A 21695-nucleotide genomic window follows, 5' to 3' on the forward strand; every position below is an offset into this window, starting at 1 on the left:
ATGTTTTTGATTTGTTTTATTTCGTTTGTTTTTTGTTTGGTTTGTTTTATTTTTGATTTGTTTAATCTATTTCTATATTGATTTTTGATTCTTAATTTTGCTCTTTGACCCATTCGATGAATTTGTCCAGCGCGCGCCTTCTGTGTGAAATCGTGTTTTTGAATTCGATGCCGAGTTCGCCGAATGTTTTGCCGTTGTAATCAAAAATCGGATCAAATCCGAAACCGCCGTCGCCGCGCTCTTCATGCGCGATTTTGCCGTCAACCGTTCCGGCAAACGTAAGCGGTTCTTTTCCGGGCTCGCAAAAAGCAATCACGGTTTTGAAATAAGCGTCGCGGTTTGTTTCATTTTCCATGAGCTTTAAAACGCGCGGATTGCCGAGATGGTCTTCAACAAAACGGGAGTAGGGGCCGGGAAATCCGTTCAGCGCTTTGATGAAAATGCCGGAATCGTCGACCAAAACGGGAATTTTGAGGTCTTCGGCGGCCGCTTTTGAGGATGCGGCGGCAATCGGCTCCAAATCATCGGCTTGAATTTCGGGATAATCCCCTTTGTTTTGAATCGCTTCTATTCCGACCGATGCCAAAATTTCTTTAATTTCCGCGAATTTGCCGGCGTTGCCTGTTACAAAAACAATTTTTTCATACGCCGGTTTTCGTTCTTCATTTTCCATTTTATTCCTCTTTCGCTTTTTTCGCTCATTTTCCTTCAATATACCTGCCGCGCATTTTGATTTCTTCGGCGCGTTTTAAAATGATGTCTGCATCCGTATAATTTTTCCGATAGCCTTGGGCAAATAATTCTTTCAGGCGTTTCGGGTTTTTGTGAGAACTGTCAAATGTTTGAAATAAAACGTGAATGTCAACGCCTTTGGATTCGACGCTGTTTTCCGAAAACGAAAGCCCGAAATCAATTAAATATAATTTTGATTCGTTTGAATAAATCATGTTTGACGTCGTCAAATCGCCGTGAATAATGTTGTTCGCGTGAAGCTTCCCGATTGTTTTTCCGACTTCTTCGGCGATTGTTTCATTTTCATCAATCACGAATTTGAGCGGGGCGCCTCTGATTTGTTCCATTTTGACGGCATAATCGGAGACGCCGTAAATGACGGGGACAGGAATGCCGCACCGGCGGGCTTCTGTCAGCATCCGGACTTCCGTTTTGGTTCTTTCTTTTCTCAGCTTGGCATCAATCTGAGGGAGGCGGTAGTTCTTTTGAATGCGTTCTTTGACAACCATTTCTTCGGTTTCGTCTTGTTCGTCCGCTGCCATTTTGAATTCTTCTTCAAATCCGTAGGATTTTGTTTCGGCATGAACAACGGCTTCGGCGCCGTTCTGCATTTTCTTGATTTCTTCGGCGCGGTTGATTTGTTTTTCCGGTTTCCACGACACTTTTACTTCGTCGGGACGGAATCCGGCGTCGACTTGTGATTCTTCAACGCTGAGCGTGTCGCCCGCTTTAAACATCAAAAGGCCGGTGTACGCAATCATCGCGCCGTTGTCGCCCATGAATTTCTTTTCGGGAACGAAAAACTTCGCGCCGCGGTCGGCGCACATTTGTTCGAGCATTTCGCGGATGCGGCTGTTGGCGCCGACGCCGCCGGCCAGCAAGACTTCGTTTTTGCCGGTGTGGGCAAGCGCGCGCTCGGTGACTTCAACGGCCATCGCGAACGCGGTTTCCTGATAGGAATAACAAACGTTTGCCAAAACGGTTTCATCATTTTCACCCTTCTCACCATTTTTTTCACCCTTCTCACCGTTTTTTTCACCCTTTTCGCCGCTTTTTTCACCTGTTTCATTCTTTTCATCAATATTGTTCTTGTTCGGATTTGATTTTTCTTTCAAGGCGCGCGTCGCGGCGGTCGAAAGTCCGGAAAAGAAGAAATCCATGCCTTTGACGGTGTAGGGCAATTCAATGTATTCGGCGGCGTTTTTCGCGTACTTCTCAACGAGGGGGCCGCCGGGATGCGGGAGTCCGGCCGATCTTGCGAATTTGTCGAGCGAATTGCCGAGCCCGATGTCAAGCGTTTCGCCGAAAACGCGGTACGCGCCGATTCCGGGCTCGTTTTCTTCGTAAGCCAGCACTTGAGAATTGGCGCCGCTCACGTAAAGCGTAATCGGATCTGTTGCGTCCGTCTTCCAAAGGCCGACTTCGATGTGCGCGACGCAATGATTGACGCCGACGAGCGGTTTTTCGAGCATTAGCGAAACCATGCGCGCCGCCGTTCCGACGATTCGAAGACACGGGCCGAGCCCGGGGCCTTTTGAAAAAGCAACGGCGTCAATGTCGGATTTGGAATATCCTTTTTCTTCAAAGGCGCGGAAAAGTTCGTCAATGACTTCGCCGACGTGCGCCGCGTGGTGCTGGGCGGCTTCGCGCGGGTGGATGCCGCCGGCTGCGGGCTTGTAGGTGCGCGTCGATTCGGCGATAACATCGTCTTCATTGACGATTGCGGCGCTTAAGTTCCAGGCGGTTCCTTCGATTCCGAGAACGATTGTCACAAAATTTACCTCATAATGAATCAAAATCAGTTTAATGAATTGAGTTTTGGGAATTAAAAGAATGTATTGAATTAAATCTTTTCTCAAAATTTGAAAATTCAGAAAATATAATTCTTAAAAATAAAACAAAAATGAAATTAAACATGACCTACTTCCCGAAAATATAAATATGTCCACATTTTCTTTACAATTGAAGAATTTTTGAAGAGCTTTCACTTCAAAAATTAAAATACAAAAATTTCGAGGTGAATTTATGTGGTCTGAATCAGTCGATGAAATGTTTACCTACATCGGGAAAGCGCCTGAAAAAACACCTGAAGAAGAGGAAGAAATAAAGAAACTCTTAAAGGAAGCCCAAGAAGATTGGGACCGTCAAATGCTGAGAATTAAAATGGGATATAAATTGGACGGGACGAAATACAAACCCGGTGAAAACTTCCCCGATGAAAATAATGAAAATAATGAAATTCAATAATTCAATATTGATACATCAATCCGCAATCCGAATTTCAATAAACCTGCATTAAACCGGAATATTTCATTCCGGTCAGCAGTTTTTGTTTTATCTTTTAGTTCGATTTTTCGTTTATTTTAACTCGGTTTTTGGTTTATTTTAGTTTCGATTTTAGTTTCGATTTTAGTTTCGATTTTAATTTCTTTTTTGTTTTTCGCATTGAATGAAATTTTATTTACGTTCGAATCCGAAAAACCAAAAACCTTAATTTTTGTCTTTGTACGCCCATGTGATTTCCGAAATCGTCGGGTCATCGCTTTCAAATCTTTCCGTATGCCATTTGTTTTCTTTGGCGATAATTCTCAGCATACGGACTTCGCCCGTGCCGTCTTTGAATGAAATTTCAATGTCTTCGAATTCTTCGAGGCAGCGGCCGTAAACAAGGAAAACATAATCGCGGACAATTCCTTCATCCCTTTGAAGATGAATGTGCCGAATGCCCGGAATGACAAATTCAAGCGTGTCATCTTCATTCACGGTGACGGCCGATTCATTGTCGCGGTCTTTATCCACACATAATTTGCCGGTAATCTTGCTTTCCGCAAGCACCTTTTTAAAATTGCATTCTCTGTTAAACGGCCTGTCTTCATGTTTTTTGCTGATCATAGTTTTTCATCTCTTGGTTTTGTTTTTGTTTATTTTTTGTTTGTGTTTTTTTATATTTTTTTACGTTTTTGTTTTTAATCGGCATTAGATTTTTTAATTTAATGCTACTGATATATTAATTTTTAATTATATATTTATTTTTATTGTTCCGGAGGAAATTCTTCAAAATTACCGAAAGAAATGAAAAATAAACAGCGAAGAAGAATGAAAACGAATGAAAAATAATAAAAAACAAAAATAAAAAACAAAAACAGAAAAATGAAACCTTTCAAAAAAGGTTTCAATTTTTCGGTTTAATCAAAAAAACATACCCGACAACACCCGCAATAACCAAAATCAAAAAGCCGCCGACCGCAATCCAAATCCATTGATTGCCGCTTTTTTCAGTCTTGTTTTCGGAACCGTTGTTTTCGGAATCTACGGTGTTGTCTGTCAAATCTGTTTTATCGGTCGAACCTGTTTTGCCCGAATCTTGGGTTGAAACGCCTCCAAATCCATCCTCCGTCTTTGAATCCGTCTTCACCGTCTCGGTTTCAGCCGTCACGACTTTTGCGCTTCCGAATCCCGAGCCGCCGCCGTTTGACTTTGAGGTAATTTCAGTCATATAAATCGGAATAAAAGAATTGCCGATTGTGTCAATGCGCGGTGTTGAAACAAGATGCTCATACGTTGTAACGTCTCCGTTGTAATCAAACGAAAAAGAAGTTTCCGTTGTTCCGTCGGAAGGCAGCCACATTGTCACCGTTCCTGTTTCATAATAGTCGGAACTGCTTCCGACTCGTGATTTCGCATCCGCTCGTGTTTCGGCTTTGTAAGCGCCGGCAGTTACAAGGACGTTTTCCAATTTGTTTTCGTCATTGTTGTTATCCATCACCGTAAAACTGATCGGATAAATCTCACCACCTGCTTCATTTTTAAATTCAGCCATTGCCGTCTCCGGCTGATCCAAAATCAAAACATTACCGCTTTCGATGATAACTTTGGCTTTTTCATCGTCATTATCGATTCCCACTCCGGGAGCACCCCGGCCGATTCCGCCCGAAACCGCAATAATGTCAGTTTTTTCGCCGGAAATTTGAATTGTTCCGGTGACAGAACCGCCGTTGCCGACGTGGTGAATAAATTCGTCGTCGGTGTAGACGTCGCCGCCGCCGCCGCTTCCAATTGCGGAACCGCCGCCGCCGCCGCCGCCGCCGCCGCCTGTTGCTGTAATATCACAATCAGTATTAATTAAAATGTTTTCAACAAAACCGCCGTCGCTGCCGCGGCCGCCGCCACCGCTTCCTACAGCAGCACCTCCTCCTCCTCCTCCTCCGATGCTGTCGCCGCCTATTGCTTTAATAACACAATTATCTTCAATTGTAATTGTTCCAACAGAACCGCCACTGCAGCTGATGCCGGTGCCGCCGCCACCGCTTCCTATGGCAGCACCGCCACCGCCTTCACTACCGCCGCCGCCTGTTGCTTCAATTACACAATTATCTTTTATTGTAATTGTTCCAACAGAACCGCCGCTGCTGCCGTCGCTGCCGCCGCCGCTTCCTACAGCAGCACCGCTGCCGCCGCCGCCGTGGCCGCCGCCGCCTTTCGCCGTCAATTTCCCTTTATTAGATATTTCTGTACTCAAAGAAGAAATCGTAATTTCACAACCTTCGGGAACTTCCAATCCGGCTTGTCCCGCATCATTTGCAGTTCCGCCGGTCAAATAATTGTCTCCTTCGAGAATGAGATTAACATTTGCGCCGTTTTTTAAAGAAATGGCAGGTAATGTTTCGTTTGAAATATTGAGGGCATTGATTTGAAGTTTAAGTTTCACACGGGTATAATCACCGTTATAAGAAATTGTGTTTGATGTTGTCGCCGTATCTGAATCTGTTTGATAAATATTGATTGTTTTATGTGTGGGAACCATATCGGACTGACCGGAACTATGAGCAAGTGATACGTTTGTATCATCAATAACGGTTATTATAATGTCTCCGTCTGCTAAATTAAAGCCAGATGGAACCGGATCTGCTGTTGATATACCGGCCATTAAAACAAACATTAAACAAGCGATTCCCGCAATCGTTAAAATTCGTGAAATTTTATTTCGTTTCATAATTTATTCCTTCAACAGATTTTTTGAAAAATATAATAGTTATACAATGGTTGTATTAATTAATCGTTATTTCAGATTTATTGTTATTAAAATTTGTGTCAAATGAACAATTAAATTAAAAATAATATGAGTTTTGTAAAAAATGGATTCTGTTGTTAAAAATAAGGGATAATAATAAAAAATAACAAATTTAAATGAAAAAATAAAATGAAAAAATAAAAACAAAAAGTAAATTGAAAACAAAAAAGTAAAAATGAAAAAAGATTATTCCTCGCCGTCATCGACGACGAGAATCTTATCGGCTTCTTTGCTGTCTTTTTGAACGCAGTTGCTGTTTTCCTGGCAGTAAAGAATTTCATCAATGGTTTCGGCGGTGATTAATTCGCCGGGGATGCAGATCGGAATGCCGGGGGGATAAATCATCACGGCTTCGGCGGCCACATGGCCGACGGCCTCGCCGATGGGAATGGAAATCTTGTCGGCGTAAAACGCTTGTCTCGGGGACATGATCTGCGGCGGGACATACACGATTTCTTCGGGAATGTCAAGCATTTCATATTTGCCGTAATACGTTTCCGCGAGATCTTTGAATGCGTCGGCCAATTTCCAAACCGTTTCTTTCGTGTCACCGACCCCGATGACGGCCAAAACAATCGTCGGCTCGGCAAGCTCCAATTGAATCCCGTATTTTTCAAACATAATGTCGTAAACATCAAAACCGTCCAAACCGAGTTTCGTCACGTTGATGACAATCTTCGTCGGATCATACGTCATCGACGTCACGCCTTCCTTTTCATCCAAAACCGAAAGCCCCGGAATCTTGGAAATCTCTTTCTTCACCTTCCGGCATTCATGAACAAGTTCGCTGAAAATTTCCTCCCCTTGTGTCGCCAAAAGTTTGCGCGAAGATTCCAAAGACGCCATCAGCAAATAACTCGGGCTCGTCGTGTGAAACATCAGAACACGCTTCTTAATCGAATGATGCTTGACCAAACCCTCATTGTGCAGAAGCATCGCGCTCTGCGTCAAAGAACCGCCCGTCTTATGCGTGCTCGCGACCACCAAATCCGCCCCGAGCTCCGCCGCCGACTTCGGAAGCGCCGACGAAAACGAAAAATGAGCCCCGTGCGCCTGGTCGACCATCACAACAATATCCTTGCTGTGCGCGTATTCAATAATCCTTTCCAAATCCGCGCACGCCCCGTAATACGTCGGGTAAACCAAGAACAACGCTTTTGCATCCGGATTTTCCTCAACATATTTCTGAATCGTCTTCAGCGTCATGCCGCTGGCAATCCCGAAATGCTGGTTAATCTCAGGCTCCATGAAAACCGGAACCGCGCCCGACAAAATCAGCGCATTCGTCACCGATTTATGTGCGTTCCTCGGAATCAGAATCTTTTCACCGTCATAACAAACCGTCATGATCATGATTTGAACGCCGCTGCTGCTGCCGTTCACCAAATAAAACGCGTGATCCGCCTTGTAGGCTTCCGCCGCCAGCTCCAACGATTCCTTAATCACACCCTTCGGGTGCGCGAAATGATCAGTGCCGATCGGAGAATTCACATCCATTAAAAAAACTTCTTTGCCGACCAATTTCTGGAAATCATCTTCACGAATTCCTCTCTTGTGGCCGGGGACATCATACGACGTGATTTTCTTCTTATCGAATTCACGTAATGCATCAATAATCGGGGTAGCATTTTGGTCCATCTACAGTTATAACCTCTGATTTATTTCAACAAAAAACAAAAACGGTATGGGGACAGTTTTGAAACAGATATTTAAGAACAGAAGTTTTTCGATATCCGCTTTCGCCTTTTTCCGTCAAAATAAATTAAACAAATTAAACAAAATGCATAATGGATTTCAATATTTAAAACTAGTCCTTCTTTGAAAAAATTGAGGTTGAAGTTTAATTCGTTTATTGAAAACCCCGGGTTGGAGTTTGATTATTTTTTTGAAAAATTGAGCAGCTCGCGCGCGGCGGTCACTGACGGTAGGCGGAAGCGGTAAGGTGGCCGGCAGCAAACGGAAACGGTTAGGTAATCTGTGCCCACGTTCGCGTAGCGAACGGATGTGCTAAAAATGAGATGATACAAGCGGCAACACAGTCTGACACCGGCGGCAATGCAAACTGGTGCAAACGGCAATGCAAACTGGTGCAAACGGCAATGCAAACTGGTGCAAACGGCAATGCAAACTGATGCAAACGGCAATGAAAAACGGAATGATTGACAGCAGCAATATTAATTGCAGTCATATGAAGTAAAATGATTACACGGCAAAAATTAATATGATTTTGAACGCATTATCCATTTAATTTATCAAATTCATCATTCAATATTCATTCATTCAATAACAAAATAAAAAGGTGTTTTCAAATGGATTGCATTTTCTGTAAAATCATCGCCGGAGAAATTCCGTGTTTCAAAATCTATGAAGACGACGACACGCTCGCTTATTTGGATGTTTTTCCCTGTGCCGACGGCCATACGCTTGTCATCCCGAAAAAACATTCAAACGCCTTTGCCGAAATGTCTCCCGAAGAGTCCGGCGCCCTTTTTGAAACCGTCAACAAAGTTTCCAACCAAATCTTAGACAAAATGGAAAACGTGACCGGCCTGACAATCGGCATGAACACCTACCCGTCGGCAGGACAGACCGTCATGCACACCCACGTTCATATTTTCCCGAGATACGAAGGCGACGGCGGCGGAACGACACATTCCATCGTCAATTCCGCAAAGTCATCCGACACCGAATATCTTCAAAAAATCTGCGAACAATTGACGAAATAATGACCGCATTTAAAAATTACAAAATCGAGGTGCGGAAATGAAAACTGAACCGGAATCGGAATCCGAACAAAATTCTGAGCAAAAACAAAATTTTGGACAAGAACAAAATTCCGGACAAGAACAAAATTCCAGACAAGAACAAAATTCCGGACAAGATTTCAAACAAGATTCCGAACAAAATTCCGAGCAAAAATTCGGAAAATACTTCGGTGTCTGCGCTTCATTTCACCATTCCAAAGCTTGCCTTTGTCCGTCCTGCGCGCTGCGCCCCGAATACGGAAACATTATGTACTGCGCCAAAGGCAGCTGCCCGACATACGGTTCCGGAAATGAAAACGGAATGCTCGGAACAGTCGGGTACGAATCCGAAAACGAAAAAAATACCGTTTGTTTATGCGCCGGCTGCGCCGTTTACAAACAATTCGCAATGGAAGGGTCGGATTTCTGCAAACCGGATTCATTAAAATCAGATTAAAAGCAGGTTAAAAAGCAAATCAGATAAAACCGGATAAATCAGATAAAATCAGATAATATCAGATAATATCAGATAATATCGACATAGCATCAGATTAATTACATCAAAGAGGGTCATCATGGATTCAAATCAACCGCATACGAAATGCGATTGCAGCACACCCGCTTCCGGGAGATACGCCCGTCAGCTGCCGCTTTTCGGACATCTCGGTCAGCAGAAATTGGCGGACGCTTCCGTCTTCATCGCAGGCGCGGGCGGTCTCGGCTCCCCCGCTGCCACCTATCTGGCGGCAGCCGGCGTCGGCAAAATCGTTCTGCTCGACTGTGACACAGTGGATCAGACCAATCTGAACCGCCAATTCCTGCATCACGAATCAGATGTCGGCCGAAAAAAAGCCGAATCCGGGGCGGACAAATTAAAAGCAATGAATTCTGAAATTCAAGTGGATTCAATTTGCGGTTTATTAACCAAGGAAAATGTTGAAAAATTAATCGGCGACTGCCAAATTATTGTTGATGCTCTGGATAATGATCAAACACGGGGCTTGCTTGCGGCTTTTGCGGTTCGGACAAAACGGCCGTATTTCCACGCCGCCGTTTCCGGATTTCGCGGCCAGCTCGCCTCTTTTTATCCCGAAGACGGACCGTGTTATTTCTGCGCGTTTCCTGAAGCCGAAAGTGAAGCCTATGAAACAAATGAAACAAATGAATCCAAAAAGCCCGTTTTTCCGATTGTCGGCGCCGCCGCCGGCATCATCGGTTCCATGCAGGCCAACGAAATTATAAAATACATTACAGGCGCCGGAAAAAACAATGCCGGAAAATTGTTTATCTGGGACGGACTGACAAATTGTTTCAGCACAATTGACGTCGAAAAAGATCCGGACTGCCCGGTTTGCGGTGCCGGCGGCGTTTGTGAAATCCGTAAATAAAACAAAAATGGGAACTAAAAGCAAAAATGAAAATTGAAATGAAAAACTGATATGAAATACGATATGAAATACTGAAAATGAAACACTGAAAACGAAACACAGATCAATAAAAAACGACACCGAAAACAAACTGAAAAGACGGGGATGATATTTATGAAAGTTTCAATTTTATTTTTGGGAGCCGGCAAAAACGAGTCGGAAAGTTCCGTCGAACTCGAAATTCCCGAACAGACAAGCGTTAAAAGATTAATTGCCGAATTCGCAGTCAATTTGCTGCCGGACCCCGAATTGGTTTTAGACAGCAGCGGCAGTCTCCGAAGACATCTGATTATTCAAATCAATAAAAAAAGAATTCTGCCGTCCAAAGCCGATGAATACATCTTAAAAGAAGGCGACGAAATCATCATCTACCCACCCGTTTCAGGCGGCTGATTTCTAAAGTTTATTTTTCTTTCGTTTTTATTTCTCTTTTCCTTTTTTGTTTTCATTCTTTTTTTGTTTTTATTTTTCATCTCTTTTGTTTTTTCCTTTTTGTTTTTCTTTCCTTTCGTTTTTTACTCTTCTTCCGTTTTCTGCCGAACAAAATTTAAAGCCGCAATCGCATCTTCTCTTTTGATTTCCGCGGCATTGCCTTCCGAAATCCATTTTTCAAAACGGTCAAGGGCGCCGGCATCAATCAATTTTGTTTCCCTTGCCTTTTCAATTAAAAAATCATACAGCCTGTCGGGATAATACGTTTCGGCCGCTTCTTTAAACAAAATCTCGCTTTCATCTTTTGTCAAAACCGATTCCAAAACCGCTTTTTCCAAAGTTGCCCGAATATTGACGAGCGCTTCCGAAACGGCGGCGTTTGTCAGCGGGTCGCAGATGACGGCCACCTCATCGTCCGATTCAATTGTTCCGGTTTTGTATAATTCATAAACTTTGCCGATTCCGATCATTCCGAAAAGTTCCGTCTCAGACGCGCGAAGCGCCCCCATGCTGGAAGCGCCGACGACGCAAATCCCTTTTTTCAGCGCGGCCAATATTTCGCGGTGGCCGACGGAGCACTGCTCGAAAAAAACGCCGTCAATCAAACAAATGATGTCCGGATTCTCAGCCGCCGCCTTTTCCAAATCGCCGCGGGCAGCAGGCGGCCGAAAGTCTGCGCTCGGCAAAACAGAGCGGGCAAAGTCAATTTCCAAGCTCGGCCCGAGAAAAACAATCACCGATTTTTCAGACGATTTTTCAGACAATTTTTCAGACATCTTTTCTTCCGATTATTTCAAACCCTCACGTTTCGCGGACATATTTGCGGACACGGCTTCCGGTCTTTGCCGCCTTCGAACGCGCCTCTTTGCAGCGCAGTCCCATGCGGTCGGAATCAATGGCGTATGATTCAATTCCCGGAATTATCACATGCACGACCGGAATTCCGAGTTCAGGGCGCGTTAAATCTTTGACGATGACCGTTTGAAGACCCACACGATTGAGCGCGCGAATTGTGTTTTTGATTTCATCCAGGAAATCTTCTTCCGAAATGTCTTTGATTTCATTCCAGGAAATCGTGTCGGATTCGTCAAACCATTTCGAATTCAAACGTTTTGTCCGGTCGTAACCGATTTGTTTTCGGACATCCGCAATCGTTGCGTCTTCGCGGGCGCCGTGAATTTGCGTGGCGCGGCTTTGAGCGACTTCCGTCAGCGCGCGAAGCGCCGCAATTTTCGGAGACGAATGCGTTCCCATGCCGAGGCAGAGGAGCGTCGGATCCTTAAGCGTCACATCGTCCGAAACCGCAACAATTGTCGGAAGACCGATGTCGCTGGTAATGTCGCGGAGAATCACGTCCACTCCCGCTTCTTTGAAAGAATTGATCAAATTTGAAATGTCGGCGTCATCAATGCCGACAATCATTTTGCCGCCCTTCTTCCCCGCTTCCGCAAGCGACCAGGCGTCGCGTTCAATCACTTCGCAGAGCGCGTGAAAAACAGCTTCTTCAAGTGCGTTTCCCGAAGCAATCCCATTTGTTCCGGTTCGAAATATCGAATAATAATGAGGCGGGAGCGGATGATAAACCGCCGCCGCGGGAACAAGCAGTTCTTCCGCCAGAAGCGTTTCGCCGTCGTCGGCAAACATAATTTCATAACCGGAAGTCCACGGAATAACCGCGTCGGGATCAACCGCGTCCGGCAAAATCAATTCAACCGGATCCAAAATCTCAAATTCCTCCGCCAAATCCGGATATTTGCCGGTAATGATTTGGTTCTGATCACTTTCCTGAAGCTCCGCAGAATAGCGTTCCAGCCCTTCCATAATCGCTGAAACACGCGCCGCAATCGGTGTCACGCCTTTCCCGTTATACACAGAAATGGCGCCGTCCGCCGCCCCCGGCCGGATGCACGAAAAAACAGGAATGTTCAGACGGTCCAGCTTTGTGATGTCGGCAACACGCGTAATGCCCGCCGTTTCCGTCAGCGCTTCCGCGACTTCAAACGTTTCCTCCGGCGATTTGATACGGTGTGTTTCTTTTAAGTATAATTTTTTACAAGATTTTAATTCCATGTGCCGTGAAAAAAGAATCGAAATGATTTAACAGTTTTCAATGACCAACAATGATCAAAAATCTGCACCCGCTTTAACAATCTTTCAAAAAACAGGGATCGGATTTGGTTTCGTTTTTTAAAATCAAGCGGTTCGCGCGCGGACGGCGGCAGCAGACAGGCAGACAGACAGACAGGCAGGCAAGTCGGCAACTGTATTTACGAAAACCTGATGCCAACAGCAAACGGAAACCTGATGTCAACGGCAAACGGAAACCTGATGTCAACGGCAAACGGAAACCTGATGTCAACGGCAAACGGAAACCTGATGCCAACGGCAAACGGAAACCTGATGTCAGCGGCAAACGGAAACCTGATGTCAACGGCAAACGGAAACCTGATGTCAGCGGCAAACGGAATCGGCAGGTAATCTGTGCCCACGCTCGCGTAGCGAGCGGATGTGCTAAAAATGAGATGGTACAGGCGGCAACGCATTCGACACTGCAGGCCGAAACGCATTCGACACTGCAGGCCGAAACGCATTCGACACTGCAGGCCGAAACGCATTCGACATTGCGGGCGGAAGCGCATTTGACATTGCAGGCGGAAGCGCACAAGGCATTGCAGGCGGAAGCGCACAAGGCATTGCAGGCCGAAACGCATTCGACATAGAAGCGCACAAGACAATATTATATATGCTGCAAAAAAGGGCAGTGTCAATATTAAAATTGAAAAAACAAAGAAAGTATTCTGTTTGCTGTTGAATTAAAAAGAAAAAGATAAGTACACTGGCCGGGACTCGAACCCGGGTTCGAGCGTTGGCAACGCCCGGTGATAACCACTACACTACCAGTGTCCTTCGATTAATGTTTTAGAAACAATCCTAAAATTGTTTCAAGTTATTAAAGGGTTTCGATACTGAAAATGCCCAAAGCCGGACTTGAACCAGCGACAACTGCCTCTTCAGGGCAGCGCTCTCCCAACTGAGCTATTTGGGCACATTGTGCCGTTTCTCGTTTTATTTTCGGCATACAGCATTCGAAATTTGATGGGCCCGCTGAGATTCGAACTCAGGACCTCCGCCATGTCAAGGCGACGTCATAACCATCTAGACCACGAGCCCATACGAATAAATTTTGAATAATTTGCTTGAAGTTTTGGCAGTCTGTTGCTGCCTGTTCCTTCACGGCTGTGCACTCCTCATAAATATGATAATCGTATATAAAGGTTTTGAGTTGCGGGAGCGGCTCTTTATATACGGGGTATGAAAACGGAACAAAGAGAACCCCCAAAAAACTTCAAAAACCCCCCAAACCCCAAACGAATTCAAAAAACCCCGAAAATCCGTAAAACGACCGGATTTCTTGAAAGTTCTGATAAGTGAATGCTGCAAATGAATACCGTAACGAATGCTGCAAACGAATGGCGTAACGAATGCTGCAAACGAATGGCGTAATGAATGCTGCAAACGAATGGCGTAGAATGCTGCATACGAATACTTTTATTTTATCATATGTCATAAAACGTGTTCGGCGTTCGTGTTGCATTTTCAAACGAAAGCGTCTTGCCGTCGGGATCATAAATTATCAAACGGCCGACTTCATATCCCAGCATATGCTGATCATGCAAATAATACGAGCCCGAAGGCCGTGACGCGTTGATCAGCTCAATCGTTGCCGTCGTGCCGTGGACCGATGTGATTTGATATTCGTCAAAATCATAAAGCAGCTGATCCAAATAAGGATCCAGATTCCGGCTCCCGAAAAAGAAAACATACAGCTGCGTTAAAAAACCGACTTCATATTCCACTTTGGCCGTCGCATTTTCATTCACAAAATGAATTTCCATCTGCCGGAATTGGATTTCCGTCTGTATGGGTGCCGTGTAATGGACAGTTGCTGCCGCTATCAGAATGCCGGCAATAATTGTGAAAAAGATTAAGAAGTGCTGCGCTTTCATTTGTATCTTTGAGGTTTTTAAAATTCTAAGGTTTTAATTTTAAGATTTTAAGATTTTAAGATTTTGAAATTTTGAGATGTTTTTGACCATTTACGATTCAGAACCGATATTGAACCGATATTGAATCAATCATTGACTCAATTCGTAATCAAATATTTATGATCATCTTTATTATACTTCACTCTCTTCATTTGATTCGTTTTTTAAATATATAAATTGTTCATTGACGGCTTCGTTTCAGATTTGTTTTCGAATTTGTCCAACATTTTTACTCAAACTTCAAATCGGGTCATTGAAGCGGAAACTGTTTTAATAAAAGAGTTTCAATTTCTATTTCTTGACTTGATTTTTGATTTGTTTCACAATTATCTCACAATTTATCTCATAAGGTGCCGCAAAAATGGAAAAAGGACTTGAAATGAAATTTATTATTGCCGGAATTGCCGGTCTTCTTCTCGGAATTCTGGCAGGGTTTGCCGGGAAAGCTGCTTTTTTACTTATTGCGGCGGCAATTCTCGTTTATGCGGTGTACAAATATTATAAGATCCGCAAAGGCGAAGAAATTAAACCTTACCAACTGATTCATCAAATCCAATATACTGCATTCGGAGGCGTCGCCTGCGTTATTGCTTATACGGTCATTTCACACAGATTCATACTCGGCATATTTGTCTGCTTCACACTTGTTCTTTTGGCGGCCGCTTTGATTCATGCCATCCGGACAGACGTTTTGGCAATGGATAACTGAAAAATTGAAAAATATTCAATCATTTTTCGTTTTTGTTTTTCATCTTTGTTTTTCATTTTCCATCTTTTATTTTCATTATTTATATTCAAATTCCCGATAATATTCGATAACTATCCTCATCTTTTTTTAAAATTCAATAATATATTTTAATTTGAGAAATAAGTTCATATATAGTAATATCGCTTTTATTGATGTATTGTATCGGAATACCGTAAAATAAATAAGAGAAAGAGCTTGTTTATTATTCCAAGCTTTTATCAGGTTTCGTTTTTGCAATTGATTTTTTAAATCAGAGAATCGATTTTTAAAATTTTAAATTTAGTGTGATAAAAATGGAAACATTTAATGAACTCACGGAACAAAAGCCGGACGACGGTCTGTTCTCTGAGGAAACCCCCGATTCGGAGACTCCAAAAACAGATGCCGAAATTTCCGGGCAAACAGAATCTTCTTCCGAAACCGCAGGTGACAGCGTCAGCGCCGGTCCGCCTGAAATCAAGGAGATTCCCAATGATAACGAAGACATTGAGCTCGGATACAGTTTCAGCAACACGGGTGAAATTAATGTTCCGCCGCTTTTGATTGACCAAATCTTGGGTCAAGAGCAGGCGGTCGAGATCGTCAAAAAAGCGGCGCGTCAAAGACGTCACGTGATGATGATCGGAACACCCGGTACCGGAAAATCTCTGCTGGCCAAAGCAATGGCCGAACTGCTTCCGAAAGAAGAATTGGAAGACATTCTCGTTTATCCGAATGCGGAAGACTCCAACAACCCGCGCATCCGCCGCGTGCCGGCCGGAAAAGGACGGGAAATTGTTGCAGCCCACCGCGCAGAAGCGCAGAAAAAGGCGCAGTCCAAAACAATGATTTTAATGTTCTTGATTGCCGGAATTGTCATCTATACGATTCTGACCGGTCAAAGCATTCTGATTGCTATTTTCATTTGTCTGCTGCTGCTGACATTCGGCCGCCAGTTTATCGGACGCGACGAAGCACTGATTCCGAAACTGCTGGTCACAAATTACAACAAACAGCAGGCACCTTACGTCGACGCGACCGCCGCACATGCAGGCGCGCTTCTCGGTGATGTCAGACACGACCCGTTCCAGTCGGGCGGCCTTGAAACACCGGCGCACGACCGTGTCGAAGCCGGAGACATTCACAAAGCTCACAAAGGCGTTTTGTTTTTGGATGAAATCAATATTTTAGGCATCGAATCCCAGCAAAGTTTGCTCACGGCACTTCAAGAAAAGGAATACGCGATTACCGGCCAGTCCGAAAGAAGTTCGGGCGCGCTCGTTAAGACCGAACCCGTTCCCTGCGACTTTATTATGGTTGCCGCCGGAAACATTGACGCGCTTGAAAAGATGCATCCGGCGCTTCGTTCCAGAATTAAAGGCTACGGCTATGAAGTGTACATGCGTGAATCCATACCGGACACACCTGAAAACCGTGACAAATTTATTCGTTTCGTTGCTCAGGAAGTCATGCGCGACGGCCACATTCCGCAGTTTGACGAAGACGCTGTTAAAGAAATTATCCGCGAAGCCAAACGCCGTTCCGGGCGTAAAGGCCAGCTGACGCTCAAGCTCAGAGATTTGGGCGGCTTGGTCCGTGTGGCCGGCGACTTGGCGCGTGCCGATAATGCGCCGTTCACGACGGCTGAACACGTTCTTCGGGCAAAGAAGATTTCCCGTTCCATCGAACAGCAACTTGCGGACCGCTACCTGGAAAACAAGAAAGATTACGAATCCTTCTTCAAAGACGGCGGCGAAATCGGCCGCGTCAACGGTTTGGCGGTTATCGGCGGCGACTCGGGCATTGTTCTTCCGATTCTCTCGGAAGTGACGCCTTCCATGTCCGGCGCTCAGGGCAACATCATTGCCACAGGTCAGCTGAAAACAATCGCGCGCGAAGCTGTGAAAAACGTTTCCGCCGTGATTAAAAAAGTGACCGGCAAGGATATTGAAGCCATTGACATTCACATTCAGTTTGTCGGCACCTACGAAGGTGTTGAAGGCGACAGCGCGTCCATTTCAATCGCGACAGCCGTTCTTTCGGCGTACGAAAAGATTCCCGTCAAGCAATCGCTTGCCATGACCGGATCCTTGTCCGTCCGCGGCGATGTTTTGCCGGTCGGCGGCGTCACGTACAAGATTGAAGCCGCGGCGCAAGCCGGAATCAAGCAAGTCATCATTCCGAAAGCAAACGAACCCGATGTCATGATTGAAGATTCCTACAAAGACATCATCGAAATCATTCCGGTCTCAAGCATCACGGAAGTCGTTGAACATGCTTTGGTTGACAGCCCGAAAAAAGAAGAATTCCTTAAAAAGCTGGAAGCCGCTTTAAAACCGGAAGAATAATTGTTAAATGTAAATGTTAAATGTTAAAAAGAAATCAGTCGATCTTTCGGCTGATTTATTTCTTCTTTTAATTTTTTGTTTCGTTTTTCATGTTTATTTTTAATTCTTGCTTCGCTTTTCATGCTTATTTTTAATTCTTGCTTCGTTTGTTTCGTGTTTTATTTTTAACCCTTGCTTCGTTTTTTCATATTTTTTTAGATTTTGTTTCGCATTGTTTTAATTCTATTTTCACGGTTCATTTTAATTGCTTTCATTTTTATTGGCGCAGTTCGCGCGCGGGCGGCAGCAAACAGGCCGGCAAGTCGGCAACTGTATTAATACAGAAATCTGATGGCAATGGCAAACGGAAACCTGATGGCAATGGCAAACGGAAACCTGAAGGTAATCTGTGCCCACGCTCGCGTAGCGAGCGGATGTGATAAAATGAGATGATACGCACAGAAACGCACCCACATGGCAAGCAACAGACACACATTGGCAGACTGCAGCACATCTCACATTAACAGACTGCAGCACATCTCACATTGGCAGACGGCAAAGTATCTCGGAAAAAACATATACAGCATTTTTTAATTTCTTCTAAATGTTTACCTTCATTTTTTGAAGAATCGTGAACAATTAATCCGAAAATTATTTGGAAAAAAACCGGAACAATGAAAAGTTTTTTTAAAAAAAGATATTTGAATTATTTAAATAAAATCCGTTTTCTTTATAACTGTTGCGGCAAGTTTAAATAGTATAAACTGACTTATACAATCATATACTCATTTACGGATTGTATATGAGCGCTGCCGCTTCGATTTTTAAATCTTATGCAATTATTCCATAAGCGATTTAAGGATTTAAAGTTATTGTTGCCGACTTTATTCGACCGGCAATGAAAAGCGATGTCGGGTTAACTCAAAATTAATCAGTTTCATTCAAAATTTACGGTTTGATCCAAAATTTGTTAATTTATTGTTAAATTTATTGTTAAATTTATTGTTAAATCATTAATATTATTCAATTTGCGTATTTTGAGGATTTCATGAAACGACTCGGAACTGTCTCTCACTTGCACGGAAAATCTTGCTTTGTTGTCAAATCTGACACGCCGGAGGATATGCCGCTTTACAAAATGATGAATCAGCAGGTGATTGATAAAAGCGTCCGCCCCGTCGGAAAAGTTGTCACGGTTTTCGGGTCGGAAAAACAGCCGTATTTTTTGGTGCGTATTTTCCGGGAACTGGATAATGCTCAGGCGAAAAAACTGGTCAAAGAAAAGGTGTACATCAAATAATAAAACAATTGAAATATTGAAACGATTGAAATATTGCGTCATACGCAGTACAATTGAAGTATTGAAGTGCATCGATTATCATATTATTTACATTTATCAATTTATCAAATATTTATCTAAAATCAACTGTCGAAATGAGCAGCATTTAAAAAACACTCCGCTCCAAAAACGGAATAAATCAAAAGGTGATGACAATGGTAGAATTAGAAAGGGTTCGATATTCTGAAACCGTCAACAGAGACAAAATTAAAGAGATGATCCGCGCCAAAAAGGAAAAAGAGACGCCCAAAGAAACGGAAGTCTATTCCTGTCCGGAATGCGGCAGCCAAAATCTTGTTCACGATTATGAGCGCGCAGAACTTGTCTGCGGCGACTGCGGTCTTGTTGTTGACGCGGACTTCGTTGACGAAGGTCCGGAATGGCGTGCATTTGACCACGACCAGCGCATGAAGCGTTCTCGTGTCGGTGCGCCGATGACGTACACAATTCACGACAAAGGTCTCTCAACAATGATTGACTGGAGAAACCGTGACTCTTACGGCAAATCCATTTCGTCCAAAAACAGGGCGCAATTGTACCGTCTCAGAAAGTGGCAGAGACGTATTCGTGTGAGCAACGCGACGGAAAGAAACCTTGCGTTCGCGCTTTCCGAATTGGACCGTATGGCATCCGCCCTCGGTCTCCCGAGAACCGTTCGTGAAACAGCATCCGTCGTTTACAGAAAAGCGGTTGACAAAAATCTCATCCGCGGACGCAGTATTGAAGGTGTCGCAGCAGCAGCCCTTTACGCAGCCTGCCGCCAGTGCGGTGTCCCGAGAACACTCGACGAAGTCGAAGAAGTGTCAAGAGTCAGCAGAAAAGAAATCGGCAGAACATACCGTTTCATTTCAAGAGAACTCTCGCTCAAACTCATGCCGACCTCTCCGATCGACTACGTCCCGAGATTCTGCTCCGGCCTCAACCTCAAAGGCGAAGTTCAGTCCAAGAGCGTTGAAATCCTAAGACAGGCGTCGGAAAAAGAACTCACAAGCGGCAGAGGCCCCACCGGCGTTGCCGCAGCGGCAATTTACATCGCCTCCATCCTCTGCGGCGAACGCAGAACACAAAGAGAAGTGGCCGATGTTGCCGGCGTGACCGAAGTGACGATTAGAAACCGTTACAAGGAACTCGCAGAAGAATTGGATATTGAAATTATTCTCTGATTTTAGAGAATAATTCATTTTTTCATTTTCTTCTTTTTCATTTCTCTTCTTTTTTCATTTTCTATTGTTTTTTTTCATTTCTCCGGCATTTTTTTAATTTTCCTATTTCATTTCTTTTCTCGTTTTTAAAAAAATTAATTCAAATTCCGTATTTTTTCTTTAGCTCGTTTACATTTATTGTTTTTTTGAATTTTATCTTTAATCGCCCGGCTTTCTTAATATCATTTCGGCAAAATAAAATGATTAGTTATATAAACCCCTTTTTTAAACAATATTATTAATCGGCGGCAAAGCCGATTGTTTAAAATTTAAGAGAGTGAAATAAAATGAAATTAGAAAACAAAGTTGCCATTGTAACCGGGGGCACATCCGGGATCGGAAAGGCGGCCGCATTACGGTTTGGATCCGAAGGTGCAAAAGTTGTCATTAGCGGAAGAAATATCGAGCGCGGGAATTCCGTTGCCGAGGAAATTCAAAAAAACGGTGGTGAAGCCTGTTTTATTCAAGCGGATATGAGCAAGCCGGAAGACATGGATACTTTGCTTGAAAAAATCATCGAAAAATACGGGAAACTTGATATTCTTTTTAATAACGCCGGTATTTCCGATGCGGTTCCGTTGGATGAATTCACGGATGAGAGATGGGATGCCGTTATGGATACGAATTTAAAAGCGCCGTTTCAATTGGCCCGAAAAGCAATGCCGTATTTGTTAAAGACAAAAGGGAATATCTTGAATACAGCATCCGTTGCCGGAATTCGGGCAACACGAATGGCTTATGCATACGGCGCTTCAAAAAGCGGTTTAATCATGCTGACAAAAGTTCTGGCGCTTGATTACGCCGAAGCCGGCATTCGCGTCAATGCCGTCTGCCCCGGCGTTACCGAAACGCCTTTGCTGGGGACGGTTCGAGACGATGCGCTCACCGCTTTAAAAGAAACAATCCCGATGAAAAGATTGGCTGAGCCCGATGAAATCATAAATGCCGTTGTTTTCCTGGTTTCGGATGACGCGTCGTATATTACCGGCCAAGCTTTATGCGTCGACGGCGGATTTACATTGTAATTTTTTGAATTTTTTAAAAATTTAATGAATATTGGTTTGTTTTGAAATCAATTAAAAAAATTTAAAAATAAATCGAAAATAAAATGAATCGAAAACGCGGCTCGTTTTTCTTTAACTTTTGAATAAAACGATGTTTCGGTTTATAATTAAATGAAATGGAAACCCCGCGAACCGCCCCTCCAATCCGAGTTTTGTGAGCGAAGCGAGCAAAATGAGGATTGGAGATTCGTTCCAATGATCTCAATTAAAACGAAAAACCGTTTTTATAGTGTGCTTCTGTCCGCATGTGCTTCTGTTTGCGTATGCTGCTTTCCATGTCGGGAGCGTTTCCGTATGCATCATCTCATTTTTATCACATCCGCTCGCTACGCGAGCGTGGGCACAGATTACCTTACCGTTTCCGTTTGGCACAGATTACCTACCGTTTCCGTTTGGCACAGATTACCTGCCGATTTCGTAAATACAGTTGCTGATTTGCCGGCCTATTTACTGCCACTGCCGTCGCTGTTGTCTGCTGCGTTGCCTTTGCATCGCCGCCGCCCGCGCGCGAGCCGCATCAATTCAAAAAAATAAACTAAACCCGACCACAGGTTTCTGAAAAATAATATGGCTGCCGTGTTTTT

Annotated in this window: 22 protein-coding genes, 3 tRNA genes and 1 pseudogene; 12 read left to right on the forward strand and 14 right to left on the reverse strand. The window is 43.9% G+C overall.

Annotated features, from left to right (window positions below; translation table 11 throughout):
* Positions 1-91: 91 nt before the first annotated feature.
* The 3 genes and pseudogenes from MmiAt1_RS06385 to tsaD all read right to left on the reverse strand — a co-directional run.
* Positions 92-673: an XTP/dITP diphosphatase gene (locus tag MmiAt1_RS06385; protein WP_318786059.1), complete on the reverse strand. Its 582-nt coding sequence runs from the start codon at positions 671-673 to the stop codon at positions 92-94.
* A gap of 25 nt (positions 674-698) precedes the next feature.
* Complete coding sequence (locus MmiAt1_RS06390; RefSeq protein WP_318786086.1) at positions 699-1343, reverse strand: Kae1-associated kinase Bud32; 645 nt, start codon at positions 1341-1343, stop codon at positions 699-701.
* Positions 1344-1367: 24 nt separating this feature from the next.
* A pseudogene (tsaD, locus tag MmiAt1_RS06395) lies at positions 1368-2504 on the reverse strand (tRNA (adenosine(37)-N6)-threonylcarbamoyltransferase complex transferase subunit TsaD); the annotation flags it as partial.
* Between the two features lie 253 nt (positions 2505-2757).
* Between tsaD and MmiAt1_RS06400 the strand changes: the two are divergent.
* Positions 2758-2979, forward strand: a complete 222-nt coding sequence (locus MmiAt1_RS06400) for a hypothetical protein (protein ID WP_318786060.1) — start codon at positions 2758-2760, stop codon at positions 2977-2979.
* Positions 2980-3222: 243 nt separating this feature from the next.
* Here MmiAt1_RS06400 and MmiAt1_RS06405 read toward each other — a convergent pair whose 3' ends face one another.
* The 4 genes from MmiAt1_RS06405 to MmiAt1_RS06420 all read right to left on the reverse strand — a co-directional run bounded on the left by MmiAt1_RS06405 (position 3223) and on the right by MmiAt1_RS06420 (position 7881).
* On the reverse strand, positions 3223-3624 hold the full coding sequence (locus MmiAt1_RS06405; RefSeq protein ID WP_318786061.1) for a hypothetical protein: 402 nt from the start codon (positions 3622-3624) through the stop codon (positions 3223-3225).
* 280 nt (positions 3625-3904) lie between these two features.
* Positions 3905-5725, reverse strand: a complete 1821-nt coding sequence (locus tag MmiAt1_RS06410; protein WP_318786062.1) for a hypothetical protein — start codon at positions 5723-5725, stop codon at positions 3905-3907.
* Positions 5726-5989: 264 nt separating this feature from the next.
* The gene (locus tag MmiAt1_RS06415; RefSeq protein WP_318786063.1) at positions 5990-7441 is read right to left on the reverse strand and encodes an aminotransferase class I/II-fold pyridoxal phosphate-dependent enzyme; all 1452 of its coding nucleotides are present in this window, start codon (positions 7439-7441) and stop codon (positions 5990-5992) included.
* Between the two features lie 239 nt (positions 7442-7680).
* Entirely contained in the window at positions 7681-7881 is a 201-nt protein-coding gene (locus tag MmiAt1_RS06420; RefSeq protein ID WP_318786064.1) for a hypothetical protein, read from the reverse strand.
* Positions 7882-8112: 231 nt separating this feature from the next.
* Between MmiAt1_RS06420 and MmiAt1_RS06425 the strand changes: the two genes are divergently transcribed.
* The 4 genes from MmiAt1_RS06425 to MmiAt1_RS06440 all read left to right on the forward strand — a co-directional run bounded on the left by MmiAt1_RS06425 (position 8113) and on the right by MmiAt1_RS06440 (position 10367).
* A complete protein-coding gene (locus tag MmiAt1_RS06425) occupies positions 8113-8529 on the forward strand; it encodes an HIT family protein (RefSeq protein WP_318786065.1) in 417 nt (138 codons plus the stop codon).
* A 37-nt stretch (positions 8530-8566) separates the two neighbouring features.
* A complete protein-coding gene (locus tag MmiAt1_RS06430) occupies positions 8567-9004 on the forward strand; it encodes a DUF2769 domain-containing protein (protein WP_318786066.1) in 438 nt (145 codons plus the stop codon).
* A 118-nt stretch (positions 9005-9122) separates the two neighbouring features.
* Complete coding sequence (locus MmiAt1_RS06435; protein ID WP_318786067.1) at positions 9123-9935, forward strand: HesA/MoeB/ThiF family protein; 813 nt, start codon at positions 9123-9125, stop codon at positions 9933-9935.
* A 153-nt stretch (positions 9936-10088) separates the two neighbouring features.
* Positions 10089-10367 (forward strand): MoaD/ThiS family protein, encoded by a 279-nt coding sequence (locus MmiAt1_RS06440; RefSeq protein ID WP_318786068.1) that lies wholly within the window; start codon positions 10089-10091, stop codon positions 10365-10367.
* 122 nt (positions 10368-10489) lie between these two features.
* On the opposite strand, the gene MmiAt1_RS06445 is transcribed toward MmiAt1_RS06440, so the two are convergent.
* Entirely contained in the window at positions 10490-11182 is a 693-nt protein-coding gene (locus MmiAt1_RS06445; RefSeq protein ID WP_318786069.1) for a TfuA-related McrA-glycine thioamidation protein, read from the reverse strand.
* A 25-nt stretch (positions 11183-11207) separates the two neighbouring features.
* A complete protein-coding gene (locus MmiAt1_RS06450; protein ID WP_318786070.1) occupies positions 11208-12476 on the reverse strand; it encodes a YcaO-related McrA-glycine thioamidation protein in 1269 nt (422 codons plus the stop codon).
* Positions 12477-12580: 104 nt separating this feature from the next.
* Here MmiAt1_RS06450 and MmiAt1_RS06455 point away from each other — a divergent pair, with 104 nt between their 5' ends.
* Positions 12581-13126, forward strand: coding sequence for a hypothetical protein (locus tag MmiAt1_RS06455; RefSeq protein WP_318786071.1), 546 nt, complete (start codon positions 12581-12583; stop codon positions 13124-13126).
* Between the two features lie 112 nt (positions 13127-13238).
* On the opposite strand, the gene MmiAt1_RS06460 is transcribed toward MmiAt1_RS06455, so the two are convergent.
* The 4 genes from MmiAt1_RS06460 to MmiAt1_RS06475 all read right to left on the reverse strand — a co-directional run bounded on the left by MmiAt1_RS06460 (position 13239) and on the right by MmiAt1_RS06475 (position 14413).
* Positions 13239-13310: transfer RNA gene (locus MmiAt1_RS06460), tRNA-Gly, on the reverse strand.
* A 69-nt stretch (positions 13311-13379) separates the two neighbouring features.
* Positions 13380-13452 (reverse strand) — tRNA-Phe (locus MmiAt1_RS06465).
* 51 nt (positions 13453-13503) lie between these two features.
* Positions 13504-13577, reverse strand: a tRNA-Val gene (locus tag MmiAt1_RS06470).
* A 386-nt stretch (positions 13578-13963) separates the two neighbouring features.
* Positions 13964-14413: a hypothetical protein gene (locus MmiAt1_RS06475; protein WP_318786072.1), complete on the reverse strand. Its 450-nt coding sequence runs from the start codon at positions 14411-14413 to the stop codon at positions 13964-13966.
* 400 nt (positions 14414-14813) lie between these two features.
* Between MmiAt1_RS06475 and MmiAt1_RS06480 the strand changes: the two genes are divergently transcribed.
* Both MmiAt1_RS06480 and lonB read left to right on the forward strand, forming a co-directional pair.
* Positions 14814-15161 carry a hypothetical protein gene (locus tag MmiAt1_RS06480; protein ID WP_318786073.1) on the forward strand — a complete coding sequence of 116 codons (348 nt, stop codon included), beginning with the start codon at positions 14814-14816 and terminating at the stop codon, positions 15159-15161.
* 332 nt (positions 15162-15493) lie between these two features.
* Positions 15494-17527 (forward strand): ATP-dependent protease LonB, encoded by a 2034-nt coding sequence (lonB, locus tag MmiAt1_RS06485; protein ID WP_318786074.1) that lies wholly within the window; start codon positions 15494-15496, stop codon positions 17525-17527.
* Between the two features lie 240 nt (positions 17528-17767).
* Here the strand turns inward: lonB and MmiAt1_RS06490 are convergent, their stop codons facing one another.
* Positions 17768-17980: a hypothetical protein gene (locus tag MmiAt1_RS06490; RefSeq protein ID WP_318786075.1), complete on the reverse strand. Its 213-nt coding sequence runs from the start codon at positions 17978-17980 to the stop codon at positions 17768-17770.
* Positions 17981-18554: 574 nt separating this feature from the next.
* Between MmiAt1_RS06490 and MmiAt1_RS06495 the strand changes: the two genes are divergently transcribed.
* The 4 genes from MmiAt1_RS06495 (at position 18555) to MmiAt1_RS06510 (ending at position 21645) form a co-directional block, all read left to right on the forward strand.
* Positions 18555-18806 carry an H/ACA ribonucleoprotein complex subunit GAR1 gene (locus tag MmiAt1_RS06495; RefSeq protein WP_318786076.1) on the forward strand — a complete coding sequence of 84 codons (252 nt, stop codon included), beginning with the start codon at positions 18555-18557 and terminating at the stop codon, positions 18804-18806.
* A 194-nt stretch (positions 18807-19000) separates the two neighbouring features.
* Positions 19001-20008: a transcription initiation factor IIB gene (locus tag MmiAt1_RS06500; protein WP_316557838.1), complete on the forward strand. Its 1008-nt coding sequence runs from the start codon at positions 19001-19003 to the stop codon at positions 20006-20008.
* A 326-nt stretch (positions 20009-20334) separates the two neighbouring features.
* Entirely contained in the window at positions 20335-21072 is a 738-nt protein-coding gene (locus tag MmiAt1_RS06505) for an SDR family NAD(P)-dependent oxidoreductase (RefSeq protein ID WP_318786077.1), read from the forward strand.
* 333 nt (positions 21073-21405) lie between these two features.
* A complete protein-coding gene (locus tag MmiAt1_RS06510; protein ID WP_318786078.1) occupies positions 21406-21645 on the forward strand; it encodes a hypothetical protein in 240 nt (79 codons plus the stop codon).
* The last annotated feature ends 50 nt before the right edge of the window (positions 21646-21695 follow it).

Origin of the sequence: Methanimicrococcus hacksteinii (assembly GCF_032714515.1) — an archaeon.
Taxonomy (GTDB): domain Archaea; phylum Halobacteriota; class Methanosarcinia; order Methanosarcinales; family Methanosarcinaceae; genus Methanimicrococcus; species Methanimicrococcus hacksteinii.

Coding starts and splice junctions, on each gene's coding strand:
- MmiAt1_RS06385 (WP_318786059.1), bottom strand. CDS start 673: ATGGAAAATGAAGAACGAAAACCGGCGTATGAAAAAATTGTTTTTGTA.
- MmiAt1_RS06390 (WP_318786086.1), bottom strand. CDS start 1,343: ATGCAGAACGGCGCCGAAGCCGTTGTTCATGCCGAAACAAAATCCTAC.
- MmiAt1_RS06400 (WP_318786060.1), top strand. CDS start 2,758: ATGTGGTCTGAATCAGTCGATGAAATGTTTACCTACATCGGGAAAGCG.
- MmiAt1_RS06405 (WP_318786061.1), bottom strand. CDS start 3,624: ATGATCAGCAAAAAACATGAAGACAGGCCGTTTAACAGAGAATGCAAT.
- MmiAt1_RS06410 (WP_318786062.1), bottom strand. CDS start 5,725: ATGAAACGAAATAAAATTTCACGAATTTTAACGATTGCGGGAATCGCT.
- MmiAt1_RS06415 (WP_318786063.1), bottom strand. CDS start 7,441: ATGGACCAAAATGCTACCCCGATTATTGATGCATTACGTGAATTCGAT.
- MmiAt1_RS06425 (WP_318786065.1), top strand. CDS start 8,113: ATGGATTGCATTTTCTGTAAAATCATCGCCGGAGAAATTCCGTGTTTC.
- MmiAt1_RS06430 (WP_318786066.1), top strand. CDS start 8,567: ATGAAAACTGAACCGGAATCGGAATCCGAACAAAATTCTGAGCAAAAA.
- MmiAt1_RS06435 (WP_318786067.1), top strand. CDS start 9,123: ATGGATTCAAATCAACCGCATACGAAATGCGATTGCAGCACACCCGCT.
- MmiAt1_RS06440 (WP_318786068.1), top strand. CDS start 10,089: ATGAAAGTTTCAATTTTATTTTTGGGAGCCGGCAAAAACGAGTCGGAA.
- MmiAt1_RS06445 (WP_318786069.1), bottom strand. CDS start 11,182: ATGTCTGAAAAATTGTCTGAAAAATCGTCTGAAAAATCGGTGATTGTT.
- MmiAt1_RS06450 (WP_318786070.1), bottom strand. CDS start 12,476: ATGGAATTAAAATCTTGTAAAAAATTATACTTAAAAGAAACACACCGT.
- MmiAt1_RS06475 (WP_318786072.1), bottom strand. CDS start 14,413: ATGAAAGCGCAGCACTTCTTAATCTTTTTCACAATTATTGCCGGCATT.
- MmiAt1_RS06480 (WP_318786073.1), top strand. CDS start 14,814: ATGGAAAAAGGACTTGAAATGAAATTTATTATTGCCGGAATTGCCGGT.
- lonB (WP_318786074.1), top strand. CDS start 15,494: ATGGAAACATTTAATGAACTCACGGAACAAAAGCCGGACGACGGTCTG.
- MmiAt1_RS06495 (WP_318786076.1), top strand. CDS start 18,555: ATGAAACGACTCGGAACTGTCTCTCACTTGCACGGAAAATCTTGCTTT.
- MmiAt1_RS06500 (WP_316557838.1), top strand. CDS start 19,001: ATGGTAGAATTAGAAAGGGTTCGATATTCTGAAACCGTCAACAGAGAC.
- MmiAt1_RS06505 (WP_318786077.1), top strand. CDS start 20,335: ATGAAATTAGAAAACAAAGTTGCCATTGTAACCGGGGGCACATCCGGG.
- MmiAt1_RS06510 (WP_318786078.1), top strand. CDS start 21,406: ATGCATCATCTCATTTTTATCACATCCGCTCGCTACGCGAGCGTGGGC.